This is a genomic window from Streptomyces inusitatus (assembly GCF_014651115.1).
GTDB lineage: Bacteria > Actinomycetota > Actinomycetes > Streptomycetales > Streptomycetaceae > Streptomyces > Streptomyces amakusaensis.
Genome location: NZ_BMWG01000007.1, coordinates 73977 through 98283, shown reverse-complemented (window position 1 = coordinate 98283; position 24307 = coordinate 73977). Strand labels below are relative to the sequence as shown.

Below are 24307 nucleotides of genomic sequence, written 5' to 3'. Positions count from 1 at the left end.
TGGTGCGACTTCTTCCACACCCGGGACAAAGGGCTGGGCGGTCAGTGGGGGGCGGTCTCGGGCAGGGCGGCCAGCCGGTCGAGGAAGATGTGCTGTCCCTTGACCAGCTTGCGGCGGGCCTCGTCGAGGCCGCACCACTGGGCCCGGTCGATCTCGGGGAATTCCCGGGTGCGGCCGGAGTGCGGGGGCCATTCCATGGTGAAGGTGCCGGGTACCACCAGGTCGGTGTCGAGGTCGCCGGCGAGCGCCCAGAGGGTGACGGTCTTGCCGCCGGGCTGGCGTGACTCTCCGAGGGGGAGCCAGGGTCCGTCGGGCGGGGGGAGTCCCAGTTCTTCCTCGAACTCGCGGCGGGCCGCGGCGCGCGGTTCCTCGTCGGGGGTGTACTGCCCCTTCGGCGCGGACCAGGCTCCCTCGTCGCGGTCCTGCCAGAAGGGGCCGCCCATGTGGCCGATGAGCACCTGGAGGTGTGTGCCCCGGCCGCGGAACAGCAGGAGTCCCGCACTCGTCACAGCCGTCATGCCTGCCAGTGTGCCCCTGGGGGCGGGGTGGACGGCGGACGACTCACGGACCGCGGACGGCTCAGGACGGCGGACGGCTCACGGGCAGCGGATGATCTGGCCCGCGTAGGAGAGGTTGCCGCCGAAGCCGAAGAGGAGCACCGGATCGCCGGAGGAGATCTCGCCGCGCTCGGCGAGTTTGGCGAGGGCCAGCGGGATGGAGGCGGCCGAGGTGTTGCCGGACTCGACGACGTCGCGGGCGATGATCGCGTTCACCGCGCCGATCTTCTGTGCCACCGGTTCGATGATCCGGAGATTCGCCTGGTGGAGTACGACGGCGGCCAGTTCGTCGGGGCGTACGCCGCCGCGTTCGCAGACCTTGCGGGCGATGGGCGGCAGCTGGGTGGTGGCCCAGCGGTAGACGGCCTGGCCCTCCTGGGCGAAGACGGGCGGGGTGCCCTCGATCCGTACGGCGTGGCCCATCGAGGGGACCGAGCCCCACAGCACCGGGCCGATGCCGGGCCGCTCGCCGTCCGGCGCGGCCTCGACCACCGCCGCGCCCGCGCCGTCGCCGACCAGGACGCAGGTGGTGCGGTCGGTCCAGTCGGTCACGGCGGTCATCTTGTCCGCGCCGATGACCAGGACCCGCTCGGCGGCCCCTGCGCGGACCGTGTGGTCGGCGGTGGCGAGGGCGTGGGTGAATCCGGCGCAGACGACGTTCACGTCCATCACCGCCGGGGACTCCATGCCCAGCCGGGCGGCGACGCGCGCCGCCGTGTTCGGGGAGCGGTCGATGGCGGTGGAGGTGGCGACCAGGACCATGTCGATGTCCTGGGGGCCGAGTCCGGCGGAGGCGAGCGCCTTGGCCGCGGCGTGCGCGGCCAGCTCGTCGACCGGCTCGTCGTCCGCGGCGGCGTGGCGGGTCTCGATGCCCACCCTGCTGCGGATCCACTCGTCGCTGGTGTCGACCAGGCCGGCGAGGTACTCATTGGTGAGTACGGCGGCGGGCTGGTAGTGCCCGAGGGCGGTGATACGTGAACCGGTCATGTCGGATCCCCTCCGTGCGGGCAGTGGAATGCCCCAGTCTTCGCTGCTACCAACCGGTACGACGGCAGGTGATCCCACAGGATTGGGGCCCATGAATTTGGAGCTTCCCGAAGGGTGACGGTACCCGTGCCGTGCCCGCCCCGGCCCCGGGGGGCCGCCGTCGGTGAGAATGGGGCGGTCGAAAGCCTCTCGGCGAAGAACCCCAGCGAAGAACCTCAGCGAAGAATCGGGACTGATCACCATGGGACGGCTCACCGAGCGCCGCCGCACCATCCGCGTCCGTGACGGGGTGGTCTCGTCCCGCCCCGACACCCTGGTGGCGGAGGAGCCGCTGGAGATCCGGCTGAACGGCAAGGCGCTCGCGATCACCATGCGCACCCCGGGCGACGATTTCGCGCTCGCGGCCGGTTTCCTGGTGAGCGAGGGCGTGATCGCGGCGGCGGACGACATACGGACGATCGCGTACTGCGCGGGGGCGACCGCGGAGGGGGTGAACACCTACAACGTGGTGAATGTGACGCTCGCGCCCGGGGTGGCGGTGCCGGACATCGGTCTGGAGCGCCATGTGTACACCACCTCGTCGTGCGGGCTGTGCGGCAAGGCGAGTCTCGACGCGGTGCGCACCACCGCGCGTTTCGCGATCGCCGACGCTCCCCCGCTGCGGATCGCGCCGTCGCTGCTGTCGGCGCTGCCGGACCGGCTGCGGGCGGCGCAGCGGGTCTTCGAGCGGACCGGGGGGCTGCACGCGGCCGGGCTCTTCTCCGAGGAGGGCGAGTTGCTGGACGTCCAGGAGGACGTGGGTCGGCACAACGCCGTCGACAAGCTGGTCGGGCGGGCGCTGCGCGGCGGTGGGCTGCCGCTGTCGCGGGCGATTCTGCTGGTCTCCGGGCGGGCGTCGTTCGAGCTGGCGCAGAAGGCGGTGATGGCGGGGGTGCCGGTGCTGGCGGCGGTTTCCGCGCCGTCGTCGCTGGCGGTGGATCTGGCGGCGGAGAGCGGTCTGACGCTGATCGGTTTTCTGCGGGGTACGCAGATGAATGTGTACGCGGGTGAGGAGCGGGTGGTCCTGGACGGCGGCGACGGCGGCGACGGCTGGGCCTGAGGGCCCGTTCCGGCCGCCGCCGGTCTCCGCCGGTCTCGGCCTCAGGAGCCTCGGCGGCCTCAGCGGCGTCTGCCCCTGCCCTTGCCCTTGGCACCGGCCTTGGCGCCCGTCTCGGTCTTGGCGGGGGTCGGCGCCGGGATGGTCTGGAGGGTGAGCGCGGCGGGCGGTTCGGCGAGTCCGGGGCCGCCGGCCTCCGCCCAGGCGACGACCTCGCCGAGGGCGTCGTCGTCGAGGGCCCAGCCGATCCAGGTGGCGCGGGCGCCCCGGCGGCGGCCCTCGGTGGAGGGCTGGACGACGATCACATTGGCCTGTCCGCAGGGGCCGAGGCACTCGCTCGTACGGATCTCGATCCGTCCCCCGGAGGCGGCGGCCGCCTCGCGCAGCCGGATGAGCTGGCCCTCGTGGTCGGTGCCCGGGTGCTTGGCGGCGCTGCCGCAGCAGCAGCCCCGGCAGACGACGAGGGTGCAGGGGCGGGCGCGGAGGGGGCTTATCGCATACGAGGTCACCGCATGATCGTCTCAGCCCCGGCGGCCCGAGCACAGAGGCCCTCGTACAAATGTCCGTATCTGGTAGGCCCCCGGTCCGGGGGAGCCGGGGCGGCGGGGAGGTGGCGGTATCAGTGTTTTCCGGAAAGGTCCGGACCAAATCCCCGGGAGAAGGTAAAACGACGGTGAGCGTCAAGTGGCGATTCCGTGGAGATTTTGTCCCGACCTGTCTGATCCGTCGTCAGAACTCCGCTGCCCTCTCCGCCCTGTGACCAAAGCCCCGTGTCTGACCTGTGATGACGCCCCCGGACGCCCGATGCCCGGCGCACGGGCGGCGCCCGGGCCCGCGCACCGGGGTGGGATAGCGTCGCGGCGCTGAGCTGAGCACCACGAGGAGCAGGCCCTTGCGCGAGTTCACCGCCCCTCCCCTGGACGCCGCGCCTCTGGTCGGCGGACTGGCCGACGCGGTCTTCGAGCACGCGGAACGCGACCCGGACCGGGTCGCGCTGGGGCGCAAGGACTCGGCGGGCCACTGGCACGACATGAGCTCCGCGCAGTTCCGGGACGAGGTGCTCGCACTGGCCCGGGGACTGCTCGCGAGCGGGGTCCGGTTCGGGGACCGGATCGCGCTGATGTGCCGGACGCGGTACGAGTGGACGCTGTTCGACTTCGCGATCTGGACGGTCGGCGCGCAGTCGGTCCCGGTCTATCCGACGGCCTCGGCCGAGCAGGTCTTCTGGACGCTGTACGACGCCGGGGTCTCCGCCTGCGTCGTGGAGCACGAGGACCACGCCATGACCGTCGGCTCGGTGATCGGCCGGCTCCCGCTGCTGAAGCGGCTGTGGCAGCTGGACGCGGGCGCGGTCGCCCAGCTGGTCGCGTCGGGCGCGCATCTGGACGACGAGGTCGTCCACCGGCACCGGCGGGCGGTCACCCCGGACTCGACGGCCACCGTGATCTACACCTCGGGGACCACCGGCCGCCCCAGGGGCTGCGTGATCACCCATGCCAATCTGATGTTCGAGACCGACACCGTCGCCGGGCGCTGGGCCTCGGTGTTCCGCGCCCGGCCCGGGGACGAGCCCGCCACCCTGCTCTTTCTGCCCCTGGCGCATGTCTTCGGCCGGATGGTCGAGGTGGCGGCGGTGCGGAGCCGGGTCAAATTCGGCCATCAGCCGGTGCTGCGGGCGAATGTGCTGCTGCCGGACATGGCGGCGTTCCGGCCGACGTTCTTCCTGGGCGTTCCCTATATCTTCGAGCGGATCTTCGACGCGGCCCGCCGCCGGGCCGAGACCGAGGGGCGGGCGGGCCCCTTCGACCGGGCGGTCGAGGTGGCGGTGCGGCACGCGGAGGCCAGGGAGCTCCGGGCCTTCGGGCTGGGCCCCGGGCCCTCGGCCGCGCTCAGGGTGCGGCACCAGTTCTTCGACAAGGCGGTGTACGCGAAGCTGCGCGAGTCGCTGGGCGGCCGGGTGCGGTACGCGATGTCCGGCGGATCGGGCATGGACCGGCGGCTGGGGCTGTTCTTCGAGGGGGCGGGGGTGACCGTCTTCGAGGGGTACGGGCTCACCGAGTCGACGGCGGCGGCGACGGCCAATCCGCCGGAGCGCCCCCGCTTCGGCACGGTGGGCCGGCCCATCCCGGGCACGACGGTGCATGTCGCCGAGGACGGCGAGGTGTGGCTGCGCGGCGGCCATGTCTTCTCCGGGTACCTCGGCGACCCGGGGGCCACCGGGGCGGTGCTGCGCGACGGCTGGCTGGCGACCGGCGACCTGGGCTCGCTGGACGAGGACGGCTATCTGACCATCACCGGGCGGAAGAAGGAGATCCTGGTGACCTCCAGCGGCAAGAGCCTCTCGCCGCTGGCCCTGGAGGCCCGGGTGCGGTCGCATCCGCTGATCTCCCAGTGCCTCGTGGTCGGCGACGACCGGCCGTTCGTGGCGGCGCTGATCACCCTCGACCAGGAGGCCGTGGCGCACTGGCTGTCGGTGCGGCACCGTCCGCCGCTGCTCCCCGCCGAGCTGGTGCGGGACGCGAGCCTGGAGGCGGAGATCCGCCGGGCGGTGGTGGCGGCCAACACCCTGGTCTCGCAGGCCGAGTCGATCCGTACATTCAGGATTCTGGCGTTCCCCTTCAGCGAGGAGGAGGGGCTGCTCACCCCCTCACTGAAACTGAGACGGCGGGCGATCGAGGAGGTGTACGCGGCGGAGGTCGACGCGCTGTACCCCTGAGGGGCGCGTGTCACGGGCCCGGCCGCACCCCGTACGGCGGAACCGCGGAACTCTCGTACGACCGGGCGGGAAAGCCCTAGGGTGGCAGCGGATCAGCGCCGCCGTACGTCCGCTCCTCAAGGGGGAATTGAACACGATGACCGTGGTCAGGGTCGAGGCCGTCAGCAGCGACGGCGGGAGGAGCCCCCAGAGCGGCGGGGCGCGGGCGGCGGGGGTGGAGGAGGCCATCACACAGGCGTCCGAGAGCGCGCGGCGGTCGCTGGCGAGCACCCCGGACACCCCGGACGCCGACGGATGGCGGATCTCCGGCATGGACGTGACCTTCGGACTGACCCCGGCCCCGGGCGCCCCGGGCGCGTCCGGCGATACGTCGTTCGAGGTCAGGCTGACGGTGGAGCGGGATCCCGGCCCGGCGTCCGGCTGCTCTTCGGGACCGGCCGGATCCGATAGCCGGGAATGCCCCTTCGGCGCTGATCGTTGACCATGGGATGACTGACCGACGGACTGACCGACGACGTAAGGACCGCCTCTCGTGAGCAAGGTTCCCTCCATCACCCTCAACAACGGTGCAGCGATGCCGCAGCTGGGCTTCGGCGTGTGGCAGGTGCCCGACGACGAGGCCGCGCGGGTGGTCGGCACGGCCCTGGACGCGGGCTACCGCAGCATCGACACGGCGGCCGTCTACGGGAACGAGACCGGCACCGGCCGGGCGATCGCCGAATCCGGGCTGCCGCGTGAGGACCTCTTCGTCACCACCAAGGTGTGGAACGACTCCCAGGGGTACGACACGACACTGCGGGCCTTCGACGACTCCCTCGGCAGGCTGGGCCTCGACCAGGTCGATCTGTATCTGATCCACTGGCCGCTGCCGTCGAAGGACTCCTACGTCGACACCTACCGGGCGCTGGAGAGGATCCTCGCGGAGGGCCGGGCCAGGGCCATCGGTGTGTCGAACTTCCTGCCGGAGCATCTGGAGCGGCTGCTCGCCGAGACCTCGGTGGTCCCCGCCGTCAATCAGATCGAACTCCACCCCCAGCTCCAGCAGTCCGCGGTGCGCGCCTTCCACGCGGAGCACGGCATCGCGACCGAGGCCTGGTCGCCGCTGGGCCAGGGGAAGGGGCTGCTGGAGGTCCCGACGGTCGTCGCCGTCGCCCAGAAGCACGAGCGGACCCCGGCGCAGGTGGTGCTGCGCTGGCATCTCCAGCTCGGCAATGTGGTGATTCCCAAGTCGGTGACGCCCTCCCGCATCCGCGAGAACCTGGACGTCTTCGGTTTTGAACTGGACGCCGACGATCTGGCCGCGCTGACCGCGCTGGACGAGGGCAAGCGGCTGGGGCCGGACCCGGCGACCTTCGACGTCGTCTGAGCCGGGCGGCGCGCGCACACGCCCGACAGCATCCACGCCCGACAGCATCCACGCCCGGCGGCCTCCGCGCCCGAGGGCCTGCACGCCCGAGGGCCTCCGTGCCCGCTCGCCGCGTGTCGCGACGGGCGGGTACGGCCGGGCGTGGCATTCCTTCCACCCCCATGCGCGCGTCTCATCATATTTACGTACGGTATGCCTAACTTGGCGCTCCAGGTTCCCCACTCGCTGGAGGCAGCCCCATGGAGCGCCGCACCCGGACCACCGTCACCGCCCTCAGCGCCGCCGCCCTGCTGGTCGGGACCGTGGGCATGGCCATCGCCGTCGTCGACCCGGCCGCCCCGGGCCCGGCGAGGCTCTCCGCCGCCCGGCCGGGGCCCGGCGGGGGCGGCGGAGAGGCGCTCACCGCCCGGGCCACCGCGAGCGGCGTCCGCGCCTGGGAGCAGTTCCGGGTGCACGGAAGCGCCGACGACCTCCGGCCCGGCACCCGGGTGGCGCTCCAGCAGCGGCAGGGCAGACGGTGGGTGACCCTGCCCGCCGCCATGAGCGTCACCCAGGAGTCGACCTACCGGATGCGGGTCCGCCTCGGCCTCCAGGGCCGCAACACCCTGCGGATCATCGGCGGCGGCCTGGCCTCCGCCCCCTTCACCGTCCACGTCCGGCGCTGACCGGGCGGGAGCGCGCCCGGCCCCGGCCTCTCGTACGATCATGCGGCGGCGAGTCATGGGACCGAGCGAGGAGTACGGGGATTTTGAGCGGGGCATTCCAACCGGGCCGGCATCTGGTGCGCAATGTGGGCAGCGGGCTGCTTCTGGAGGTGTACGCCGGGGCCCGGGGCAGCGGAGCCGTCGTCCAGCAGGGCCGGGAGAGCGGCGCGGACGCCCAGCGGTGGCGGATCGACCCCGTGCCGAACGGCAGCGGGCTCTACCACTTCGTCAATGTGGCCAGCGGCAAGCGCCTCGATGTCACCGGGGCGTCCACCGAGAACGGCGCGCGGATCCAGCAGTGGCGGCCGAACAACTTCGGCGCGCAGGAGTGGATCATCGAGGGCCATGTCGACGCGCCCGGCACCTTCTCCGTGGTCAGCTTTGTCAGCGGCCTCCTGCTGGAGGTCGCCGACGGCAGCACGGAGGAAGGGGCCCGGGTGCGGCAGTGGGAGGACACCGACTCCCCCGCCCAGCAGTGGCGGCTGGAGCCCTGCGACTGAGAGCCGGCCAGGTGCTGAGCGGCGGGCCGGGTGACCGGTCTCAGCGGCGGGCGGTGTGGACGGTGTGCGCGGTGAGCAGGAAGGTGTCGGCGCGGTTCAGCAGCCCCTCGGGGTCGTGGGGGTCGAGCAGCCGGTCGATCACGGCGAGGTCCTCGTCCGTGAGCAGTCCCCCGGGGGCCTCCCTCAGCCGCTCGAAGAAGGCGACATGGTGTTCCCGGACCGGCGCGGGCGCGGGCGCGGGGATGTCGAGGAGGAAGGTACGGGAGCCGCTCGGGGTGAGACCGGCGGCGGCGAGCAGCGCGGGCCAGTCCTCGACCACGTCCTTCACGCCCGGCAGATCGGCCCGCATCGCGGCGAACCACTCGGAGTGGGCGGCGTCCACCCGTGCCTCCAGGCCGGGCCGTCCGATGCCGAGGTCGCGGGGGAGCCTGCGGGTGGGCAGACCGCCCTCGACCACGGCGAGCACCCCGCCGGGGCGCAGCAGTGCGCCGAGGTCGGCGAGGGCGGTGCGCTGGTCGCCGACGTGGTGGACCATGTTGCCCGCCCAGACGAGATCCGCGCTGCCCAGTCCGGAGAGGTCGCCGGGGAGCTGTGCGCGCAGCGCCTGGAAGCGGTCGGCGACGCCGGCCCGCTCCGCGCGGGCCCGGGCGCGCTCCAGCAGTTGGGGGGTGGGGTCGACGGCGACCGTCTCGGCGGCGGGGAAGGCCTCGGCGAGCAGGGTGGTGAGGACTCCGGGGCCGCTGCCGACGTCGAGGACGCGGCGGACGCCGGCCGGGGGTGTCAGTTCGCCGAGCCATGCGGCGGCCTGGCGGTAGAGGGGGCTCTCGACCTCGGCCTTGCTCTCCAGGAGCGGGCCCATGGCGTCCCAGTCCGGCTGGGTGCTGGTGTGGTTGTGGTGGTGATGGTGACGGCTCATGCGGTCATGGTGGGCGACCGGGGGCGCGGGGGCGAGATCTGTTGCGGTTTCGGCAACGGAGGGTGCTGTCCCGGGTGGTTCAGGGGGCGGGCGGCGGCGGGGACTGTTCGAGGATCCGCTGGATGGTGTCGGCCTGCCGGGCGGGCTTGTCGGGGCGGTGCCGCAGCACCCGGGCGAAGCGCAGGGTGATTCCGGCCGGGTAGCGCGGGGAGCGCTGGAGACCGTCGTAGGCGATCTCCACGACCAGTTCGGGGCGGACCCGTACGGTGAAGCCGTCGTCGTCGACGGCGAGTGCGCCCAGCAGTTCCGTCTGCCGGGTCAGCATGGCGTCGGTCAGTCCTTTGAAGGTCTTGCCGAGCATGACGAAGCCGTCGCCGTCGCGTGCGCCGAGGTGGAGGTTGGAGAGCAGGCCGGTGCGGCGGCCGTGTCCCCATTCGGCGGCGAGGACGACGAGGTCGAGGGTGTGGACGGGTTTGACCTTGAGCCAGGCGCGGCCCCGGCGGCCGGCGGCGTAGGGCGCGTCGAGCGCTTTGACGAGGACTCCCTCGTGGCCCCGGCGCAGGGCGGCGGCCATGAACTCCTCGGCGGCGGCGAGGGTGTGGGGGTCGTCGGGGTCGGTGACGAGGGTGCGGCGTACGCGCAGGGGTTCGGGGACGAGCCGGGCGAGGACGGTGTGCCGCTGTTCGGCGGGCAGGTCGAGGGTGTCGTCGCCGTCGGCGGCGAGGACGTCGAAGAAGACCGGGGTCAGGGGGAGGGCGGCGCGGGCGGCCTCGACGTCGGTGCGGGAGCCGACGCGGGAGGCGATCTCCTGGAAGGGGGCGGGGCGTCCGGCGCGGTCGAGCGCGATGACCTCGCCGTCCAGGACGAAGCGGTCGGAGGCGATGCTCCGGGCGGCCTCGGTGATGTCGGGGAGCCGGCCGGTGATGTCGTCGAGGGAGCGGGTGAAGACGCGGACGAGGTCGCCGTCGCGGTGCACCTGGACGCGGATGCCGTCGAGTTTCTCCTCGACGGCGCAGGGGGCGGCGAGGGTGCGCACGGCTTCGGTGACGGTGGGCGCGGTGTGGGCGAGCATGGGCAGTACGGGGGTGCCGACCGTGAGCCGGAACCGGTCGAGGGCGGCGGGCCCTTCGGTGAGGAGGGCGGTGGCGACGCGGGGCAGGGAGCCCTCCAGCATGACGGCTCTGCGGACCGCGCCGGCGGGGGCGTGGGCGGCCTCGGCCACCGCGTCGAGGGCGATGGCGTCCAGGGCTCCCTGGCGTACCTCGCCGAGCAGCAGCCGGGTGAGGAAGCGCTGTTCGGCGGCAGTGGCGGCGGCCATCAGCCCGTGCAGGACCCGTTCGCGCGCGGCGCGGGAGCCGGGGCCGGTGAGCCGGGTGAGGGCGGTGATCGCGTCGTCGGCGTCGGTGACGGTGAGGGTGGCGGCCCCGGCGGGCGGCGGCAGGTTCTTGAGGAGGCCGGGTCCGACGCCGACACGGCCCTGGGGGAGGCGTCCGGAGAGATAGGAGATGACCAGCCCGACCTGGTCGGGGCGGGTGGCGGCGAAGAGGGCGGCGAGCAGCGCGGTCTTCCGGGAGCGCGCGGAGTCGGCGGCCACCTCCCGGGACACCTCCGCGAGCCCGGCCAGGGCGGGGCTCTCGCCGGGTGGGGTGTCGGGAGTCATGGGCCCATGGTGCGTCGGCCGGACGCCGGCCGCACCCGCGAGCGGTCCGTGGTGATTCGCACGCTTCGCCGGTCGGCGGGGGGATGGCGGCATACGCACCCCCTCAGGTTCTGGCGGCGCCGGAGCCTGAGGGTGGCCGAAGGGTGGCCCGCGGGGGATGACTTGGGAGACCGTCGTGCGCGGGACGTGCGGGTACGAAGTACGGTTGCGCGGGGACTTCCCGAGGGGGAGGGTCTTCGAAGTGGTGCCTCCGCCCGGGTGGGTTCCTCGCGGGCCGCCGGGGCACGGTGGACGGTGGGCGGACGGGGCTTTAAGGGACGGCCCGGGTGCGCGCGCACCGGGGGTGATGGCGGAAGTGCGGGCTCCGGCGGGTTCGCGCCGGGGACGGTCGGACGGGGTGGGGTGCTGTGTGCCGCAGAAGCAGGGAGATGCGTCGGCTGTGCGCGCATTTGGCGAGAAGTCTTCGGCTCCGGGTTCCCGCCGAGCCTTTTCTGGTCTTCACGGCGCTCGCCGGGGTGCTGAGCGCGCTGCGTCGGCGTGAGGTCCGTATCGTCTTCGTCCACTTCCCGCCGGAGACGGTGAGCGGGCTCTGGGCGGACCGGGGCGACCACGATCTGATCGTCGTGGAGGAGCGGGTGCCGCCGCAGCACCAGTTGGTGATCGCGGGGCATGAGATCTGGCACATGCACGCGGGGCACCGCGGCGGGCACGCCGACGGCGCGGCCGCGGCGGCCCGGGCCCTGGTTCCGGCGGAGGCCGTGCCGGACGGCGTGGCGCTGCGTGAGGCCATCGAGGACGCGGCGGCGCGCTCCGGTTTCGCGGGCTCCGAGGAGCGCGCGGCCGAACTGTTCGGGCTGCTGCTCGGCACCGAGCTGCGGCCGCTGCTGGAGGAGGATCCGGCCCTCGCCGGCGCTCCCCCGCACGGGGTGGCGGACCGGATCGGGGCCTCGCTGGGGCGCCGGGGGGCGCTCGCGGGCCGGCTTCCCTGCCGGGCCCGCTGAGGGCGGCCGGTCATGGGAGAGCTGGGCATGATCATTCCGGCGGGGCTGCTCTTCGGGGCGTTTCTGCTGAAGCTGCCCGCGCTGTGCCGCAATCGGCAGGACATTCTGCTGGGGGCGGTGTGCGGGCTGCTGCTGATGGCGTCGTTGGTGTTTCTGCTCGCGGCGGTGCCCACCATCGCGGCGATCAACCGGGTCACGGGCGTGGCCAATGTCGCCGCGCCCGTGGTCTACAGCGTGCTGACGGCCTTCAGCGGGGCCTGTCTCGTACTGATCATCATCTGGCGGGGCGGGACCACCGAGAGCACCCGGCGCACCTCGCGGATCTGTGTGGTCTCCTACGGCGCGGTGATCATCGCGCTGATTCTGCTGTTCCTGGTCGGGGAGGCCCCCGAGGAGCGGTTGCGCGACTTCGACACCCATTACGCGAGGACCCCGTTCATCCGCGAGATGATCGTTCTCTATCTGCTGGCGCACACGGCGGCGGCGGTGGTGACGGCGGCGCTGTGCTGGCACTGGTCCCGGCGGGTGACCGGTGAGCTGCGCGCCGGTCTGGTGCTGATCTTCATCGGCTATCTGCTCAATCTGGGGTTCGACGGCACCAAGCTGGTCGCGGTCGCGGCCCGCTGGGCGGGGCGGGACTGGGACTGGCTGAGCACCCAGGCGGCCCCGCCGCTGGCCGCGCTGGCCGCGCCGCTGATCGGCGGCGGGTTCGTGCTTCCGCTGGTGACCCAGCGGCTCGGCATCGGCTGGCGGACGGCGGTGCGCTATCGCAGGCTGGGCCCGCTGGCCAGCAGGCTGACGGGGGCGGCGGGCGGCGGGGCGCCGGGGGTGACGATCGGTCCCTGGGCCTCTCTGGAGCTGCGGCTGATCCGGCGGGAGGCGGCGATCCACGACGGGATCATCAGTCTGCGCCCGTACTTCGACGGGACGGTGCGCGACGAGGTCCACGCCCGTGCGCTGGCGCTGGGGCACTCGTCCGAGGAGGCCGAGATCCTGGCGGACGCCGCGATGATCGCGGCGGCGGGGCTGGCGCACGAGGCGGACCCCGGGCGGACGGTCCTGGCCGGGGACGGCAGATGCGTCCAGCCGTCCACCCGCGCGGACGATCTCGTACGGATGTCGCTCGCGCTGCGCAGTTCGCCCCTGGTCCACGAGGCGAGCAGACGGGCGGCGCTCTCGGACGTCTGACCCGGCCGGGAAGGGCTCGTCGGAGGGCGGTTCGGGGACGGCCGGGGGACCGCCGGGGGACGGCCGGGCCGGTCCGGGGCCCGGGCGGGGAGCCCGCCGGGGCCGGGGCGCACCGGGGTGCGACGTCCCGACCGGCCGTCCGGTTCCCCCGGGAGTGCGCACCCGTCAGAATCCCGCCAAAGGTGAGGTGAGGCGCCGTACGGGCCGGGTCCGGGCCCGGGTCGCGCCACCGGAGCTGATCGACATGCCCATTACAGTCCCAACCGGCGCACTCTCCGGCCCGCCGGCCCCCTCGCCGAGCACCCGCGCATGGCTGACACGCCCTCAGCCTGTCCGGAAAACTCGCAACCTCGCCAGGGGCCCGAGACCGCGAACCCAACCCTCTGTACGGTGTGGTGCCAGGCTGAGCCGCCGACCGACCGGGGAGAGTGCAGTGGGCACCAGGAGCGCCATGCGCCAGCTCCGTGATGAACTCGCGCGGGCTCTTGACCAGGCCGACCCCGCCGGTCCCGACGAGGTGTTCGCCGCCCTGTGCGCACGGCTGGGCGAGCATCGGGGCCGGCCGGTGCTCCTGCGGTTCGTCGACTTCCCTCCGGGGACCGCGAGCGGGCTCTACCTCGACATGACGGACCGTGACGTGATCTGCGTCCAGGCCAGCACCCACCCCGTCCACCAGTTGATCATCTTCGGGCACGAGGTCTGGCACATGGTCGCCGGGCACACCGGGCACCACGGCGGGGGCGCCGCGGCCGCCGCGCGCTCCGGCCCCGCCGGTCCGGCCGCCGCCGCGCGGCTGGTGACCGGGGAGCCCGGCGGACCCTGCGGACCGGCCGGGGACGAGCTGAAGAGCGCCGTGCGGCAGCTCGCCGCGCGCACCGGCTTCCGGCAGGCCCAGGAGACCGAGGCGGAGACCTTTGGTCTGGAGCTGGGGGCCCAGCTGCGCGGATGGCTGGAGCGAAGGCCCGCCACGACACCGCGCAGCCCGGTCGCCCAGCGCATCCAGGACTCCCTCGGACACCGCCAGGTCTGATCATCCATGCGCAACAGCGACTACTACATTCCGGCCATCGCCCTCGGAATCGCCTTCGCCGCCAAACTGCCCGCCTTCCGGCGCGATCCCCGCGACCCGCTGGTGCGCTCGGTCCTCTTCCTCCTCCTCACCGGAGCGGTCTGCTTCTTCCTCGCCGCGCCGCCCACCGTCGCCGCGGTCAATGAGATCACGGGAATCCCCAATGTCTCGGCCCCGCTGGTCTACTGCGTCATGTGTGCCTTCAGCTGCGCCTGTCTGGTGCTCATCGTCAACTGGCGCGGGGGGCCGGGCGACCGGGTCCGGCGCGACTCCCGGCGCTGGATCACCGTCTACGGAACGGCCGTCGTCGCGCTGCCCGTCCTCTTCGCGCTGGGCGAGGCCCCGGTGGAGCGGCTGCGGGACCTCGACACGTACTACGCGAACACCCCCTTCATCCGGGAGATGATCGTGACCTATCTGGTCGCGCACATCGCCTCCGCCGCCGTGACCACGATGATGTGTCTGCGCTGGGCACGGGCGGTGGCGCACTGGCTGCGGCTCGGTCTGATCGTGCTGGTCGTCGGTCTCGCGCTCAATCTCGTCTTCGGCCTCTGCAAACTGACCGCCGTGGTGCTGCGGTGGACCGGCCGCGACGGCGATGCGCTCAGCACCTCGGTGGCCCCGCCGGTCGCCGCCGCCGCGGGGCTGGTCATCGCCGCCGGTTTTCTGCTGCCGCTGCTGGGCTCCCGGTTCACCGGGCTCCGGCGGAGCTGGCAGACCTACACCCGGCTGGGCGCGCTGTCGCGGTGTCTGCGCGCGACGCCGGGAGCGCACGCGCCACTGCCCCGGATCCCCTGGTGGGCCCCGGCCGGACTGCGGCTGACGGTACGGGAGACAGTGATCCACGACGAGCTGCTCAGGCTCCAGCCGTATCTGGACGACCGGGTGCGGCGGCGGGCCCACGCCGCCGCCCTCACCGGCGGCGCACGGGGACGACGGGCGCACACGGTGGGCGTCGCGGCGATGGTGGTGGCCGCCGCGACCGCCCGTGACCTCGGACGCCCGCCCGCCGACGACGAACACGCGCAGGAGGGCGCGCGGGCGCTCACGGCAGCGCTCGGACCCGGGCGCGACCGGCTGGTACGGCTCTCCCGGGCGCTGGAGTCGCCGGTCGTCGCCGCCGTACGGCCGCACCCGGCCGCCCGCACCGCTCCCGGCGCGGCCCCCGGTCCCCTGTCCGCGCCGAACGCGAAGGCCGGTACGCGATGACGCGCCCCGGTGCCGCCGGCTCCCTCGTCACCGCGCACCGCCGCGCCGTCGTCATCGGCGGCGGCTGGGCCGGGATGCTCACGGCGGCGGCCCTGGACGGCCTCGCGGACGAGATCACCGTCGTCGAACGCGACACACTGCCGCCGGGCCCCGAGCCGCGCGCCGCGCTCCCCCAGGCGCGCCACGCCCATCTGCTCCGGTCGGGCGGCGTCCGGGCCTGTGAGGAGCTGCTGCCGGGCGTCACCGCGCGCTGGCGGGCGGCCGGCGCGCACCGGGTGCCGCTGCCGACGGGGCTGGTGACGCTGTCGGCGCAGGGCTGGCTCAGACGCTGGCCCGAGACCCACTTCGCCCTCGCGTGCAGCCGTGACCTGCTGGACTGGGTGGTCCGCGAAGAGGTGCTGGACCGTCCGGCCGTCACCCTGCTGCGGGGCTGCGCGGCACTGGGACTCACAGGCACGGCGCGCCGGGTGACCGGGGTGCGGGCGACCGGGGCCGACGGCAGGGAGCTGCTCCTCGGGGCGGATCTCGTCGTGGACGCCTCCGGGCGGGACTCACCGGCCCCGCGGTGGCTCGCGGAACTGGGCGGCCGGGGCCGGGTCCAGGAGATCCGGGTCGACGCGGGCCTGGTGTGCGCGACCCGGCTGTACCGGGCCCCGGCGGGCAGCGCGGGCTTCCCCGTCGTCAGCGTCCAGGCCGACCCGGCGGCCCCGGCGCCTGGCCGGACGGCGACGCTGGTGCCGATCGAGGGCGACCGCTGGATGGTGACCCTGTCCGGCGCCCGGGGCGGCGAACCGTCCTCGGACCCGGCGGAGTTCGAGCCGTTCGCCCGCTCGGCGGTGCGCCATCCGCTGGTCGGCGAGCTGATCTCCGGGGCGGTCCCGCTCTCCGACGAGGTGGCGCTGACCCGGATCACCGTCGACCGCCGCCGATTCGAGAAGACGGCCGGGCGGCCCGACGGCTTCATCGCCGTCGGCGACTCGGTGGCCGCCCACCACCCACTCCTCGGACAGGGCCTGAGCGTGGCGGCGCGGAGCCTGGTGGAGCTCCGCCGCACCCTGCGCGGACACCGGCTGGACGAGCCGGGACTCGCCCGGCGGGCGCAGCGGGCGCTGGCCCGCCCGGTGGCGACGGCCTGGCGTCTGGCGGCGGCCCAGGACCTCCAGCACCCGGGGAGCGCGCTGGCCGGCCTCGGTGTCGCCCGGCTGTCGCGGGCGGCGACGGGCCGGGCCCGTCTCGCCCGGGCCCATCTCGGGGTGCTCGCCCTGGCCGAGCCTCCGTCGTCCTGGCTGCACCCGGATCTCGTGGTGGCGGCGCTGCGCGGCCCGGGCCGGGCGGCGCTCACCGGGCCGCCGCTGACCGCGTGGGAGCGGCGGATCGCCGCGCGCGGCAAGGCTCCTGAGGCCGACCGGACACCCGACCCGCTGTGACGCACCTCACAATACTTGATGGCGATTCCTGTGCTGCGCCTCGGCCCTCAAGCACGTCTTGAGTACAAGGAGTTGAACCCGCAGCAGAGGAGCGACTCGTGTTACGCACTGTCGAGCAGTCGATCCCGGCCCATCTCGTCAACGGCACCCCGCCCATCGCCTCCATGACGGTCCGCCTGGTCTACACCGCCGATGACCCGCTCGCGGTCCGGATGACCTTCCCGGCCGCCGCCTCCCTCCACGGCTCCAGCGTCACCTGGGTCTTCGCCCGCGATCTGCTGGACTCGGGGCTGCGCGCCCCCTCCGGCCGGGGCGATGTACGGATCCGGCCGTGCGGACGCACCCGTACGACGGTCGAACTGCGGTCGCCGCAGGGGGTGGCGCTGCTGCGGTTCGCCACCGGCAGGCTGCGGCACTTCCTGCTCCACTCCTACACGGCGGTCCCCGCCGACCTGGAATCGCGGGCGCTGGGCATCGACGCGGCGCTGGCGGCCCTGCTGCCCGGGGCCCGGGACACACAGGAGTGAGCGCGGCGGCCGGGGCCGGGGATCGCCACGCCGTGATAATCGCGGGCCGTAATACGGTCATGGCATGACGACTGTTGCATCCGGTACCGGTATCGGCCCCCTGCTGCGCGGCTGGCGGCAGCGCCGGCAGGTGAGCCAGCTGGATCTGGCCCTGCGCGCCGACTCGTCGGCGCGCCACATCAGCTTTGTCGAGACCGGCCGCTCCCGTCCGAGCGAGGACATGGTCCTGCGGCTGGCCGAACATCTCGACGTACCCGTCAGGGAGCGCAACTCCCTGCTCCTCGCGGCGGGTTACGCGCCCCGGTACGCGGAGACCGCCATCGACGATCCGTCGATGGCGGCGCTGCGGGAGGGGATGGACCGGCTGCTGACGGGGTACGAGCCCTATCCGGCGCTGGTCGTGGACGGGCTGTACAACGTCATCGCGGCCAACCGGGGCATCATGATGCTGATGGAGGGGCTGCCCGCCCATCTGCTGGCCCCGCCGCTGAACGCGATGCGGATCACGCTCCACCCCGAGGGGCTGGCCTCGCGCATCCGCAACCTCCGGGAGTGGCGCGGCCATCTGCTGCACCAGATGGAGCGTCAGATCGCGCTGGCCCGCTCCGAGGCCCTGCGCGAGCTGTACCAGGAGGTCATCGCCTACCCCCTGGCGGAGAGCACCGGCGGGGCGGACCTGGCGGACTTCACCCCGTACCCCTATTTCGCGCTGCCCATGGTGGTGGAGCACGACGGACGGACGCTGTCCTTCGTGTCGTCCATCTCGACGTTCAACACGCCCATGGATGTGACGGTCGCCGAGCTGGCCATCGAGACCTTCCTCCCGGCCGATCCGGCGACCGTCGACTATCTGCGGTCCCTGGAGTTCTAGGCAGTGTTCCTGGCGGCACGGGCCGCCAGGGCCAGGAATTGGAGGACCGCGAAGCCCGCGACGATCAGCGCCTGGAGCGGGATCCAGACGACGCCCGCGGTGGTCGGGTCGAGCCAGAGCGCCAGTGCGGCGACGCTGAGGACGGCGTACACCAGATTGATGTCGACGACCGCCTTCACCACGAGTGCGGCGGGCTGCTCGCGGGCGGCGAGGAGGCCGACGGCCGCCCCGTACACGGTGAGGACCGCGCCGAGCGCGGTGAGGAAGACGGGGCCGACGCCGATGAGCCGTCCGACGGGCCCGGCGGCGGCCAGGTAGATCAGCCCGTTGCCCCCGGTCACGACGGCGTCGAGAGCCAGGAAGCGGCGCAGCGCGGTCTGCGGCTCGGTGGTGCGGGCGAGGCCGGTGAGCAGGGTGGCGGTCATGGCGGATCAGCCTCCAGGGAGGTACAGGTACAGGTACTGGTCGGGGAGCCGGAGCCCGGACGGTGTGCGCCGCCCGGGTTCCGGTGGGACCAGAGTGCTGGAGAGTGCGGGGGCCGGTCGATTACCCGCCGGGTAATGCCGGGCGGGCCGCTCCGGGCCTCAGATCGCCTCGACGCCGTCGTCCTGGGCCTGGGCCTGGTCCTGGGGTGCGGCCGGGCCGGGCGCGGAGTCGCCGACGGGGATCTGGGGGCCCGTGCACTCGTGGAGCCAGTGCCGCAGCACCCGGTGGACGGCCTCCGCGCCGACGAGTTCCGCGCCGGGGGCGACGGGGGCGGAGAGCTCGGCGGGTGAGAGCAGGAAGGGGCGCGACTGCTCTCCGCCGAGGCCGCCGTGGGAGCCGATCTGCTCCTCGAAGGCGTGCACCCGGCCGGTCTCCGGGTCGTACATCGAGTTGACCATGATGTCGGCGACATGGGGGAAGGAGTCGGTACGGCGTACGGCGTCGGCCGCGCCCTCGCCGAAGCCCGCGAGCGGTCCTTGGCCGTCGGCCAGCTCGGCGAGGGGCGTCTCGGTCCCGCCGCCGAGCACCACGGAGCCGTACCGCTCGCTGCGGACCAGCAGGAAGCCGATGCCGGGGTGGTTGGCGAGGGTGCCGAGGAGTGCGGGGTGGCGCGCCTCGATCTCCTCCCTGCTGAGCCGTCCGGGGACGTCGGGGAAGGAGATCAGCCCGAGATTGCCGGAGGCGAGCACGATCGGGTCGAAGGCCGTGCCCCGGCCGGTCTCCGGCGGCGGTTCGCCCTCCTCCAGCCGCCGGTGCAGCGCGCGGCGCAGGGCGTCCCCCGCGGCGTCGCGGGCCTCCGCGCCGCACCGGGAGCGCTCGGCGCGCCGTGACACCGGCAGTCCGCAGCCGGCGCGTACGAGGTCTTTGAGGCTGAGCCCGTACGCGCCCTGGAAGGTCTCCCCCGGGCTCTGCCCGTGGTCGGAGAGGAGCACGATCCGGTAGTCGCGGGGCGCGTGCTCGGAGGCCTTGGCGATCAGTGCCAGCGAGCGGTCCAGGGAGGTGAGGACCCGTGCCGCGTCCCCGCTGTGCGGCCCCGAGTGGTGGGCGACCTCGTCGTAGGCGACGAGGTCGGCGTAGACGGCGGTACGTCCGGCCAGCATGTCGCCGATGACGGCGGCGACCACCACATCGCGCGAGACAACGGTGGCGAAGGCCCGGATGAAGGGGTAGAGCCCGCCCCGGGAGACGCGCGGCCGGTCGCCGCGGAGCCGGGCGCGGACGGACTGGCGCAGCTCGCGGGCGACTTCGGCGGTGAAGGAGAGCGCGGTGCGCACCGCGTTGGCGGGGTCGGAGAAGTAGGCGAAGTATCCGGCCCGTGAGCGGTTGGCGCGGTCGCGCCGGGTGGACACGGACAGGACGAGGGCGACCTGGTCGGCCCCGCCGCTGAAGAGGTTGCCCCGGCTGGCCCCGTCGTGGGTGAGGAGTCCGCCGTCGCCGGTGCGGGCGATGGCGCGGCGCTGGAGTTCCACGGCGGAGGCGGGGCGGTTGCTGACCATGAGCCGGCCGCGGTCCTTCTCGTACCAGCGGAAGGCGGGGATGTCGTGGTTGGAGCCGTGGAGGATGCCGAGCTGGCTGGCGCCGGTCTGGCTGGACCAGTCGGTGCGCCAGGGGGTGAGCCGGTGGGTGCCGGCGAGCCAGTCGGCGACGGTGGGCATCAGGCCGTCCTTGGCGGCGCGCAGGAGTACCTCGTGGCCGACGCCGTCGAGCTGGAGGAAGAGCAGGCCGGGCGGGCAGGGGCCGGGGGCCTCGCCCTGGCCGGAGCGGCGACGGCGGCGGGTGGCGAGCCGGGAGAGCCGGCGGCGGTAGGCGTTGTCGTCGCGCACGGCGAGGGCGGTGGAGGTGGCCGAGGCGACGGCGGACATCACGGCGGCGACGACGACCGCGGTCTCGGGGGCCGCGTCGCCCCGGCCGTCGGGGATCAGCCGCAGGGCGATCAGCAGCAGTGAGCCGTTGAGGAAGAAGACCAGCAGGCCGAGGACGAGGGCGGGCACGAGCAGCAGGGCGCGCACCACCAGCGGCCACACCAGCGCGGTCAGCAGGCCGAAGGCTCCCGCGCCCCAGGCGGCGGTCAGGGCGGTGCGGGTGACGCTGTCCCCGCCCGGGGACTGGAGCCGGAAGTCGGGGAGCGCGGCGGCGAGCGCCAGCATCGTCAGGGTGGAGACCGCCCACACCACGGCCACCCGCAGCAGGGCGCCGCTCGCCCTGCGCCATCGCCCCTCGGTCACGCCGCCACCTCATCCCGGATCAGGCGTCCAGCCTGGCACAGCGGCGGACGCGAGCAGACCGGACGGCAAGGTTCCGCCGGCTGGGCCGGAGCACGGGGGCGGGTGCGGGGGCGCGCGGGGCCCGGGGGGCTCCACAGGCGGCGAGGCTCCACGGGCGGGAGGCTCCACGGACTGGGGGCTCCACGGGCGGGGGGCTCAGCAGCCGTCGTAGCCCGCCGTCGGCATGGAGAGCCTGCGGTGGACGTCCGCCTTCATGGCCGCGTCGTACACCGGCTCCTCCCGTCCGGCGGTCTCCACCGGGACGCCGCGCCGCTCGCACTCCGCGAGGAAGTCCGGGACCGAGACCACCGCCCGGGCCAGCACCCGTTCCGTGGGGACGAGGAAGAGGTCCACCTGCCCGTCGTCGACATCGGCCCACAGTCCGCGGTGGCCGGGGCTCAGCCCGTAGAAGAGCAGCTCCCTGGTGACGGTGTGCCCCCGCTCGGCCGCCCATCGCGCGCACATCGCCTGCTGTCGGCGGGTGTCGACCAGGAAGGGTTCCCGGTCGAGCTCTTCGAGGGGGGTCAGGCTGGCGATGGTCGCCACGCGTAAGCCGTTCATGGTGGGTCACCCTGCTCTCGTCGTTCGCCGCAGACCCTACTCCCGATCGGCTCCCCGGGCAGAGGCCCTAGGGAGTGTCTTCGAAGTAGCGTCGTCCTCCCGTAGGGAGGGTCTGGCGGGGTCTGGTGCGTACGATCGCAAGGCGGAGGAAGGAGCCCACGCGGTGGGGGTACCTCCCGGGCGAAGCCCAGGGGGCCGTCGGCGACTGACGACAACGCGGCGTGGGGGTCCCCCCGGGCGAAGCCCAGGGGGAGTGCGTGCCAGGGCACGACAGGCAGACGGGACTTCGAAGACACGACCTAGGCTCGTACGGGAGCGGTCGTACGGGAGCGGTTCGGGCAGAAGGCGGAAGAAGGAGGGCACGTGCCGGTGGAGGTCACCTGGTGGGGTCATGCCACCTGCACGGTCGAGGACTCCGGGACCCGGGTGCTGACCGATCCGCTGTTCGCGCGGCGGCTGGCGCATCTGCGCAGACGGCGTGGGGAGCTGCCGCCGCCCGAGGCCGCGGTCGCGGACGCGGTGCTGGTCTCGCATCTGCACTCGGACCATCTGCATCTGCCCTCGCTGGCCCGGCTGGCTCCGGGCACCCCGCTGGTGGTGCCGCGCGGCGCGGCGCGGGCGGTGCCGGGGCTGACCCGGCTGGGGCTGCGGGTGAGCGAGGTGTCCCCGGGGGACGAGTTCCGGGTGGGGCCGCTGACGGTACGGGTGGTGCCCGCGCTGCACGACGGACGGCGGCTGCCGGTGGGGCCGCGCCGCTCGCCCGCGCTGGGCTATGTGATCGCCGGGGAGGCGCGTACCTACTTCGCCGGGGACACCGGGCTCTTCGACGCGATGGCGGAGGAGGTCGGCGAGGTGGATGTGGCGCTGCTGCCGGTCGGCGGCTGGGGCCCCTATCTGGGCCACGGTCATCTGGACGCGGGCCGCGCGGCGCAGGCGCTCGCCGCGCTCCGGCCCGACTGGGCCGTTCCGGTGCACTACGGCACCTACTGGCCGATCGGTCTCGACGGGGTGCGCCCGCACGAGTTCCACGCGCCGGGCGACGAGTTCGTCCGGCACGCGGCCCGGCTCGCGCCGCTGGTGGCGGTGCGGCGACTGGGCCACGGGGAGCGGTTCCGGCCGGAGGCGGCGCGGTGAGCTCCCTGCCGTCACAGGGGTGGGAGCGGGTGTCCGAGGTTCTCGGGGCGCTGCCCCCGGAGTCCACCCAGCAGGCCGTGGGCTATCCGTCGCTCTTTCTGCTGGTCGCCCTGGGGGCGCTGGTGCCGGTGGTGCCCACGGGGGCGCTGGTCAGTTCGGCGGCGGTGGTGGCCTTCCACCAGGCCTCGCCCCTGGCGCTGCTCCTCATCTTCCTGACCGCCTCGTCGGCGGCGCTGCTCGGCGATGTGACGCTGTACTGGCTCGGGCGGCGCGGGGTCCGCTCCAGGAACGGCTCCCGCTGGCTGGAGCGGCTGCGCGGTCACGCCGCGCCGGAGCGGCTGGAGCAGGCCCAGCTGAAGCTGGCCGAGCACGGGGTCGCGGTCCTGGTGCTCTCCCGGCTGATCCCGGCGGGGCGGATCCCGGTGATGCTGGCGTGTCTGCTGGCCCGGATGCCCCTGCGGACCTTCGTCCGGGGCGATCTGCCGGCCTGTCTGGCCTGGGCGGTGACGTATCAGCTCATCGGCATCCTGGGCGGCGCCCTCTTCGACCAGGCGTGGAAGGGCGTGGCCGTGGCGGTGGCCCTGACCGTGCTGATCAGTGCGACGCCGCCGGTGTGGCGCAGACTGCGCCGCCCGCGCCCGGACCCGCCGGGCAAGCACGCCTGAGGGTCCCGGTACGGGGGGCGGCGGGCGGCGGGGTCTTCGGCCGCGTCAGCGCAGTTCACCGCAGCTCACCGCAGTTCACCGAGGGCGGTGGCCAGCAGTGTGAGGGCGTCGGCGACCTGGGGCAGTGCGAGGGGGTCCGGGGAGGCGAGGGCCTCGGCGCGCAGTTCGGCGGTCGCGCCGAGGAGGGGGGCGGTGGAGAGCCGTACCCGGAGCGCGCCGAGTTCGTCGCCGAAGCGGTGTCCGCCGGGGACGGGGGTCCCGAGACGGCCGGTCAGATACTCCTCCAGCTCCATGGAGTCGCCGACGCCCCGGGCGGCGAGGCCCCGGCGGAGCGGGCCGAGGTCCGCGTAGAGATGGCGGCCGGCCGCGGGAGGGCGGGCGAGCGCGCCGGAGGCGAGGACGGCGCGGTGGGCGGCGGCCCCGACCCGTGCGTGGAGGGCGACCGCGCGTTCGCGGTGGGCGGTGACGGGCGCGGGTTCGGCGAGCGCGTGGGCGGCGGCGGCCGCGACGGGTTCGGCGACGTTCGCGCCGAGCGCGGTGAGCAGGTCGAGGGTCCCGGCGCGCAGGGCGGCCCCCGCGGCGGTCGGCGGGAAGCGGGCGACGGCGGCGGGCCAGGCCGAGGGCAGCAGCGCCCCGGCGAGGTCGGCGATGACGGTGACGTCGTCGGGGCACATCTCGGCGGGGCTGATCAGTGTGGTCCCGCCGGGCCGGTGGAGGGTGTCGCGCCAGGTCTCGTCGCTGATGATGTGCAGCCCCTCGCCGACGGCGGCCTCGCACGCCTCGCGGAGGATCTCGGGCGGCGGGACGGTGGCGGTGGGGTCGTCGGCGACGGAGAGCAGCAGCAGGGCGGGCGCGCCGCCCTCGGCGCGCACCCGGCGGACGGTCTCCAGGAGGGCGTACGGGTCGGGCACTCCCCCGCACTCGGCGGGGGTCGGGACCCGGTAGGCGGGCCGGCCGAGCAGCCGGGCCTGCGGTGTCCACCAGGCGGGGCTGGGCCGGGGCAGCAGCACATCGCCCCGGCCGTGCGCGCCCGCACCGCCGTACGCGCCGAGCAGGGCGAAGAGCAGCGGCTGCGGTCCGGGCGCGGCGACGACGCCGTCCGGTCCGGCGGCGAGGCCGCGCCGCCGCCAGTAGCCCGCCGCCGCCTCGCGCAGGGCTGGCCCGCCGCCGGGCGGCTCCCCGGCGAAGCGCCGGGACGCGGCGGCGAGCACCTCGGCGAGGCCGTCCGGCACGGGCAGCCCCGGTTCGGGCGCGGGCGGGCCGTAGCGGACGGGGCCGTGCCCTTCGTGAGGTGTCCGCCCGTGAGGTGTCCGCCCGGGGGGCGTGCGCTCGGGGGGCGTGCGCGCCATGCCGTGGCCTCGCCGTCCGTCGGTCGGTCGGTGTCGTGGGCGGGTGCCCACGAG

The 24307-nt window shown here is 74.2% G+C and carries 24 protein-coding genes; 15 read left to right on the top strand and 9 right to left on the bottom strand.

Annotated elements, in window-relative coordinates; all coding sequences use genetic code 11:
* Positions 1-41: 41 nt before the first annotated feature.
* The gene (locus tag IE247_RS14355; RefSeq protein WP_190123474.1) at positions 42-518 is read right to left on the bottom strand and encodes an NUDIX hydrolase; all 477 of its coding nucleotides are present in this window, start codon (positions 516-518) and stop codon (positions 42-44) included.
* A 78-nt stretch (positions 519-596) separates the two neighbouring features.
* Positions 597-1544, bottom strand: coding sequence for a beta-ketoacyl-ACP synthase III (locus tag IE247_RS14350; RefSeq protein ID WP_190123473.1), 948 nt, complete (start codon positions 1542-1544; stop codon positions 597-599).
* Between the two features lie 241 nt (positions 1545-1785).
* Here IE247_RS14350 and fdhD point away from each other — a divergent pair, with 241 nt between their 5' ends.
* Entirely contained in the window at positions 1786-2643 is an 858-nt protein-coding gene (gene fdhD, locus IE247_RS14345; RefSeq protein ID WP_190123472.1) for a formate dehydrogenase accessory sulfurtransferase FdhD, read from the top strand.
* Between the two features lie 59 nt (positions 2644-2702).
* Here fdhD and IE247_RS14340 read toward each other — a convergent pair whose 3' ends face one another.
* Positions 2703-3149, bottom strand: a complete 447-nt coding sequence (locus IE247_RS14340) for a (2Fe-2S) ferredoxin domain-containing protein (RefSeq protein WP_190123471.1) — start codon at positions 3147-3149, stop codon at positions 2703-2705.
* Between the two features lie 383 nt (positions 3150-3532).
* On the opposite strand from IE247_RS14340, the gene IE247_RS14335 reads away from it, so the two are divergent.
* The 5 genes from IE247_RS14335 to IE247_RS14315 all read left to right on the top strand — a co-directional run bounded on the left by IE247_RS14335 (position 3533) and on the right by IE247_RS14315 (position 7926).
* Entirely contained in the window at positions 3533-5356 is a 1824-nt protein-coding gene (locus IE247_RS14335) for an AMP-dependent synthetase/ligase (RefSeq protein ID WP_190123470.1), read from the top strand.
* A gap of 136 nt (positions 5357-5492) precedes the next feature.
* Entirely contained in the window at positions 5493-5837 is a 345-nt protein-coding gene (locus tag IE247_RS14330; protein WP_190123469.1) for a hypothetical protein, read from the top strand.
* A 51-nt stretch (positions 5838-5888) separates the two neighbouring features.
* Complete coding sequence (locus IE247_RS14325) at positions 5889-6722, top strand: aldo/keto reductase (protein WP_190123468.1); 834 nt, start codon at positions 5889-5891, stop codon at positions 6720-6722.
* A gap of 239 nt (positions 6723-6961) precedes the next feature.
* Entirely contained in the window at positions 6962-7387 is a 426-nt protein-coding gene (locus tag IE247_RS14320; protein WP_190123467.1) for a hypothetical protein, read from the top strand.
* A gap of 83 nt (positions 7388-7470) precedes the next feature.
* Positions 7471-7926 (top strand): RICIN domain-containing protein, encoded by a 456-nt coding sequence (locus tag IE247_RS14315; protein ID WP_190123466.1) that lies wholly within the window; start codon positions 7471-7473, stop codon positions 7924-7926.
* A gap of 40 nt (positions 7927-7966) precedes the next feature.
* Here the strand turns inward: IE247_RS14315 and IE247_RS14310 are convergent, their stop codons facing one another.
* Both IE247_RS14310 and IE247_RS14305 read right to left on the bottom strand, forming a co-directional pair.
* Positions 7967-8842, bottom strand: coding sequence for a class I SAM-dependent methyltransferase (locus IE247_RS14310; RefSeq protein ID WP_190123465.1), 876 nt, complete (start codon positions 8840-8842; stop codon positions 7967-7969).
* 79 nt (positions 8843-8921) lie between these two features.
* On the bottom strand, positions 8922-10502 hold the full coding sequence (locus IE247_RS14305) for an ATP-dependent DNA ligase (RefSeq protein WP_190123464.1): 1581 nt from the start codon (positions 10500-10502) through the stop codon (positions 8922-8924).
* Positions 10503-10951: 449 nt separating this feature from the next.
* Between IE247_RS14305 and IE247_RS14300 the strand changes: the two genes are divergently transcribed.
* The 7 genes from IE247_RS14300 (at position 10952) to IE247_RS14270 (ending at position 17794) form a co-directional block, all read left to right on the top strand.
* On the top strand, positions 10952-11503 hold the full coding sequence (locus IE247_RS14300) for a toxin-antitoxin system, toxin component (RefSeq protein ID WP_229869113.1): 552 nt from the start codon (positions 10952-10954) through the stop codon (positions 11501-11503).
* A gap of 27 nt (positions 11504-11530) precedes the next feature.
* Positions 11531-12691, top strand: a complete 1161-nt coding sequence (locus IE247_RS14295) for an MAB_1171c family putative transporter (RefSeq protein WP_229869112.1) — start codon at positions 11531-11533, stop codon at positions 12689-12691.
* A 433-nt stretch (positions 12692-13124) separates the two neighbouring features.
* Positions 13125-13721, top strand: coding sequence for a hypothetical protein (locus tag IE247_RS14290; protein WP_308433230.1), 597 nt, complete (start codon positions 13125-13127; stop codon positions 13719-13721).
* 6 nt (positions 13722-13727) lie between these two features.
* Positions 13728-14969 (top strand): MAB_1171c family putative transporter, encoded by a 1242-nt coding sequence (locus IE247_RS14285; RefSeq protein ID WP_190123461.1) that lies wholly within the window; start codon positions 13728-13730, stop codon positions 14967-14969.
* Entirely contained in the window at positions 14966-16396 is a 1431-nt protein-coding gene (locus IE247_RS14280) for an FAD-dependent monooxygenase (protein ID WP_190123460.1), read from the top strand. The genes IE247_RS14285 and IE247_RS14280 overlap by 4 nt, the downstream gene beginning before the upstream one ends.
* A 98-nt stretch (positions 16397-16494) precedes the next feature.
* Complete coding sequence (locus tag IE247_RS14275; protein ID WP_229869111.1) at positions 16495-16923, top strand: SsgA family sporulation/cell division regulator; 429 nt, start codon at positions 16495-16497, stop codon at positions 16921-16923.
* Between the two features lie 64 nt (positions 16924-16987).
* Positions 16988-17794 (top strand): helix-turn-helix domain-containing protein, encoded by an 807-nt coding sequence (locus IE247_RS14270; RefSeq protein ID WP_190123459.1) that lies wholly within the window; start codon positions 16988-16990, stop codon positions 17792-17794.
* Here the strand turns inward: IE247_RS14270 and IE247_RS14265 are convergent.
* The 3 genes from IE247_RS14265 to IE247_RS14255 all read right to left on the bottom strand — a co-directional run bounded on the left by IE247_RS14265 (position 17791) and on the right by IE247_RS14255 (position 21105).
* Complete coding sequence (locus IE247_RS14265; RefSeq protein ID WP_190123458.1) at positions 17791-18219, bottom strand: hypothetical protein; 429 nt, start codon at positions 18217-18219, stop codon at positions 17791-17793. The two genes, IE247_RS14270 and IE247_RS14265, sit on opposite strands and share 4 nt — an antisense overlap.
* A 159-nt stretch (positions 18220-18378) precedes the next feature.
* A complete protein-coding gene (locus IE247_RS14260; RefSeq protein WP_190123457.1) occupies positions 18379-20505 on the bottom strand; it encodes an alkaline phosphatase family protein in 2127 nt (708 codons plus the stop codon).
* A gap of 195 nt (positions 20506-20700) precedes the next feature.
* Entirely contained in the window at positions 20701-21105 is a 405-nt protein-coding gene (locus tag IE247_RS14255; protein ID WP_190123456.1) for a recombinase family protein, read from the bottom strand.
* A gap of 363 nt (positions 21106-21468) precedes the next feature.
* On the opposite strand from IE247_RS14255, the gene IE247_RS14250 reads away from it, so the two are divergent.
* The gene (locus IE247_RS14250) at positions 21469-22239 is read left to right on the top strand and encodes an MBL fold metallo-hydrolase (RefSeq protein ID WP_190123455.1); all 771 of its coding nucleotides are present in this window, start codon (positions 21469-21471) and stop codon (positions 22237-22239) included.
* A 29-nt stretch (positions 22240-22268) separates the two neighbouring features.
* Positions 22269-22904, top strand: coding sequence for a DedA family protein (locus tag IE247_RS14245; protein ID WP_229869110.1), 636 nt, complete (start codon positions 22269-22271; stop codon positions 22902-22904).
* A gap of 65 nt (positions 22905-22969) precedes the next feature.
* Here IE247_RS14245 and IE247_RS14240 read toward each other — a convergent pair whose 3' ends face one another.
* Positions 22970-24253 carry an aminotransferase class I/II-fold pyridoxal phosphate-dependent enzyme gene (locus IE247_RS14240; protein WP_190123453.1) on the bottom strand — a complete coding sequence of 428 codons (1284 nt, stop codon included), beginning with the start codon at positions 24251-24253 and terminating at the stop codon, positions 22970-22972.
* Between the last annotated feature and the right edge of the window lie 54 nt (positions 24254-24307).

Bases quoted from the DNA above. Each gene is read 5' to 3' on its own strand.
- IE247_RS14355 (WP_190123474.1), bottom strand. From the start codon at position 518: ATGACGGCTGTGACGAGTGCGGGACTCCTGCTGTTCCGCGGCCGGGGC.
- IE247_RS14350 (WP_190123473.1), bottom strand. From the start codon at position 1,544: ATGACCGGTTCACGTATCACCGCCCTCGGGCACTACCAGCCCGCCGCC.
- fdhD (WP_190123472.1), top strand. From the start codon at position 1,786: ATGGGACGGCTCACCGAGCGCCGCCGCACCATCCGCGTCCGTGACGGG.
- IE247_RS14330 (WP_190123469.1), top strand. From the start codon at position 5,493: ATGACCGTGGTCAGGGTCGAGGCCGTCAGCAGCGACGGCGGGAGGAGC.
- IE247_RS14320 (WP_190123467.1), top strand. From the start codon at position 6,962: ATGGAGCGCCGCACCCGGACCACCGTCACCGCCCTCAGCGCCGCCGCC.
- IE247_RS14310 (WP_190123465.1), bottom strand. From the start codon at position 8,842: ATGAGCCGTCACCATCACCACCACAACCACACCAGCACCCAGCCGGAC.
- IE247_RS14305 (WP_190123464.1), bottom strand. From the start codon at position 10,502: ATGACTCCCGACACCCCACCCGGCGAGAGCCCCGCCCTGGCCGGGCTC.
- IE247_RS14295 (WP_229869112.1), top strand. From the start codon at position 11,531: ATGATCATTCCGGCGGGGCTGCTCTTCGGGGCGTTTCTGCTGAAGCTG.
- IE247_RS14285 (WP_190123461.1), top strand. From the start codon at position 13,728: ATGCGCAACAGCGACTACTACATTCCGGCCATCGCCCTCGGAATCGCC.
- IE247_RS14280 (WP_190123460.1), top strand. From the start codon at position 14,966: ATGACGCGCCCCGGTGCCGCCGGCTCCCTCGTCACCGCGCACCGCCGC.
- IE247_RS14270 (WP_190123459.1), top strand. From the start codon at position 16,988: ATGACGACTGTTGCATCCGGTACCGGTATCGGCCCCCTGCTGCGCGGC.
- IE247_RS14265 (WP_190123458.1), bottom strand. From the start codon at position 18,219: ATGACCGCCACCCTGCTCACCGGCCTCGCCCGCACCACCGAGCCGCAG.
- IE247_RS14255 (WP_190123456.1), bottom strand. From the start codon at position 21,105: ATGAACGGCTTACGCGTGGCGACCATCGCCAGCCTGACCCCCCTCGAA.
- IE247_RS14240 (WP_190123453.1), bottom strand. From the start codon at position 24,253: ATGGCGCGCACGCCCCCCGAGCGCACGCCCCCCGGGCGGACACCTCAC.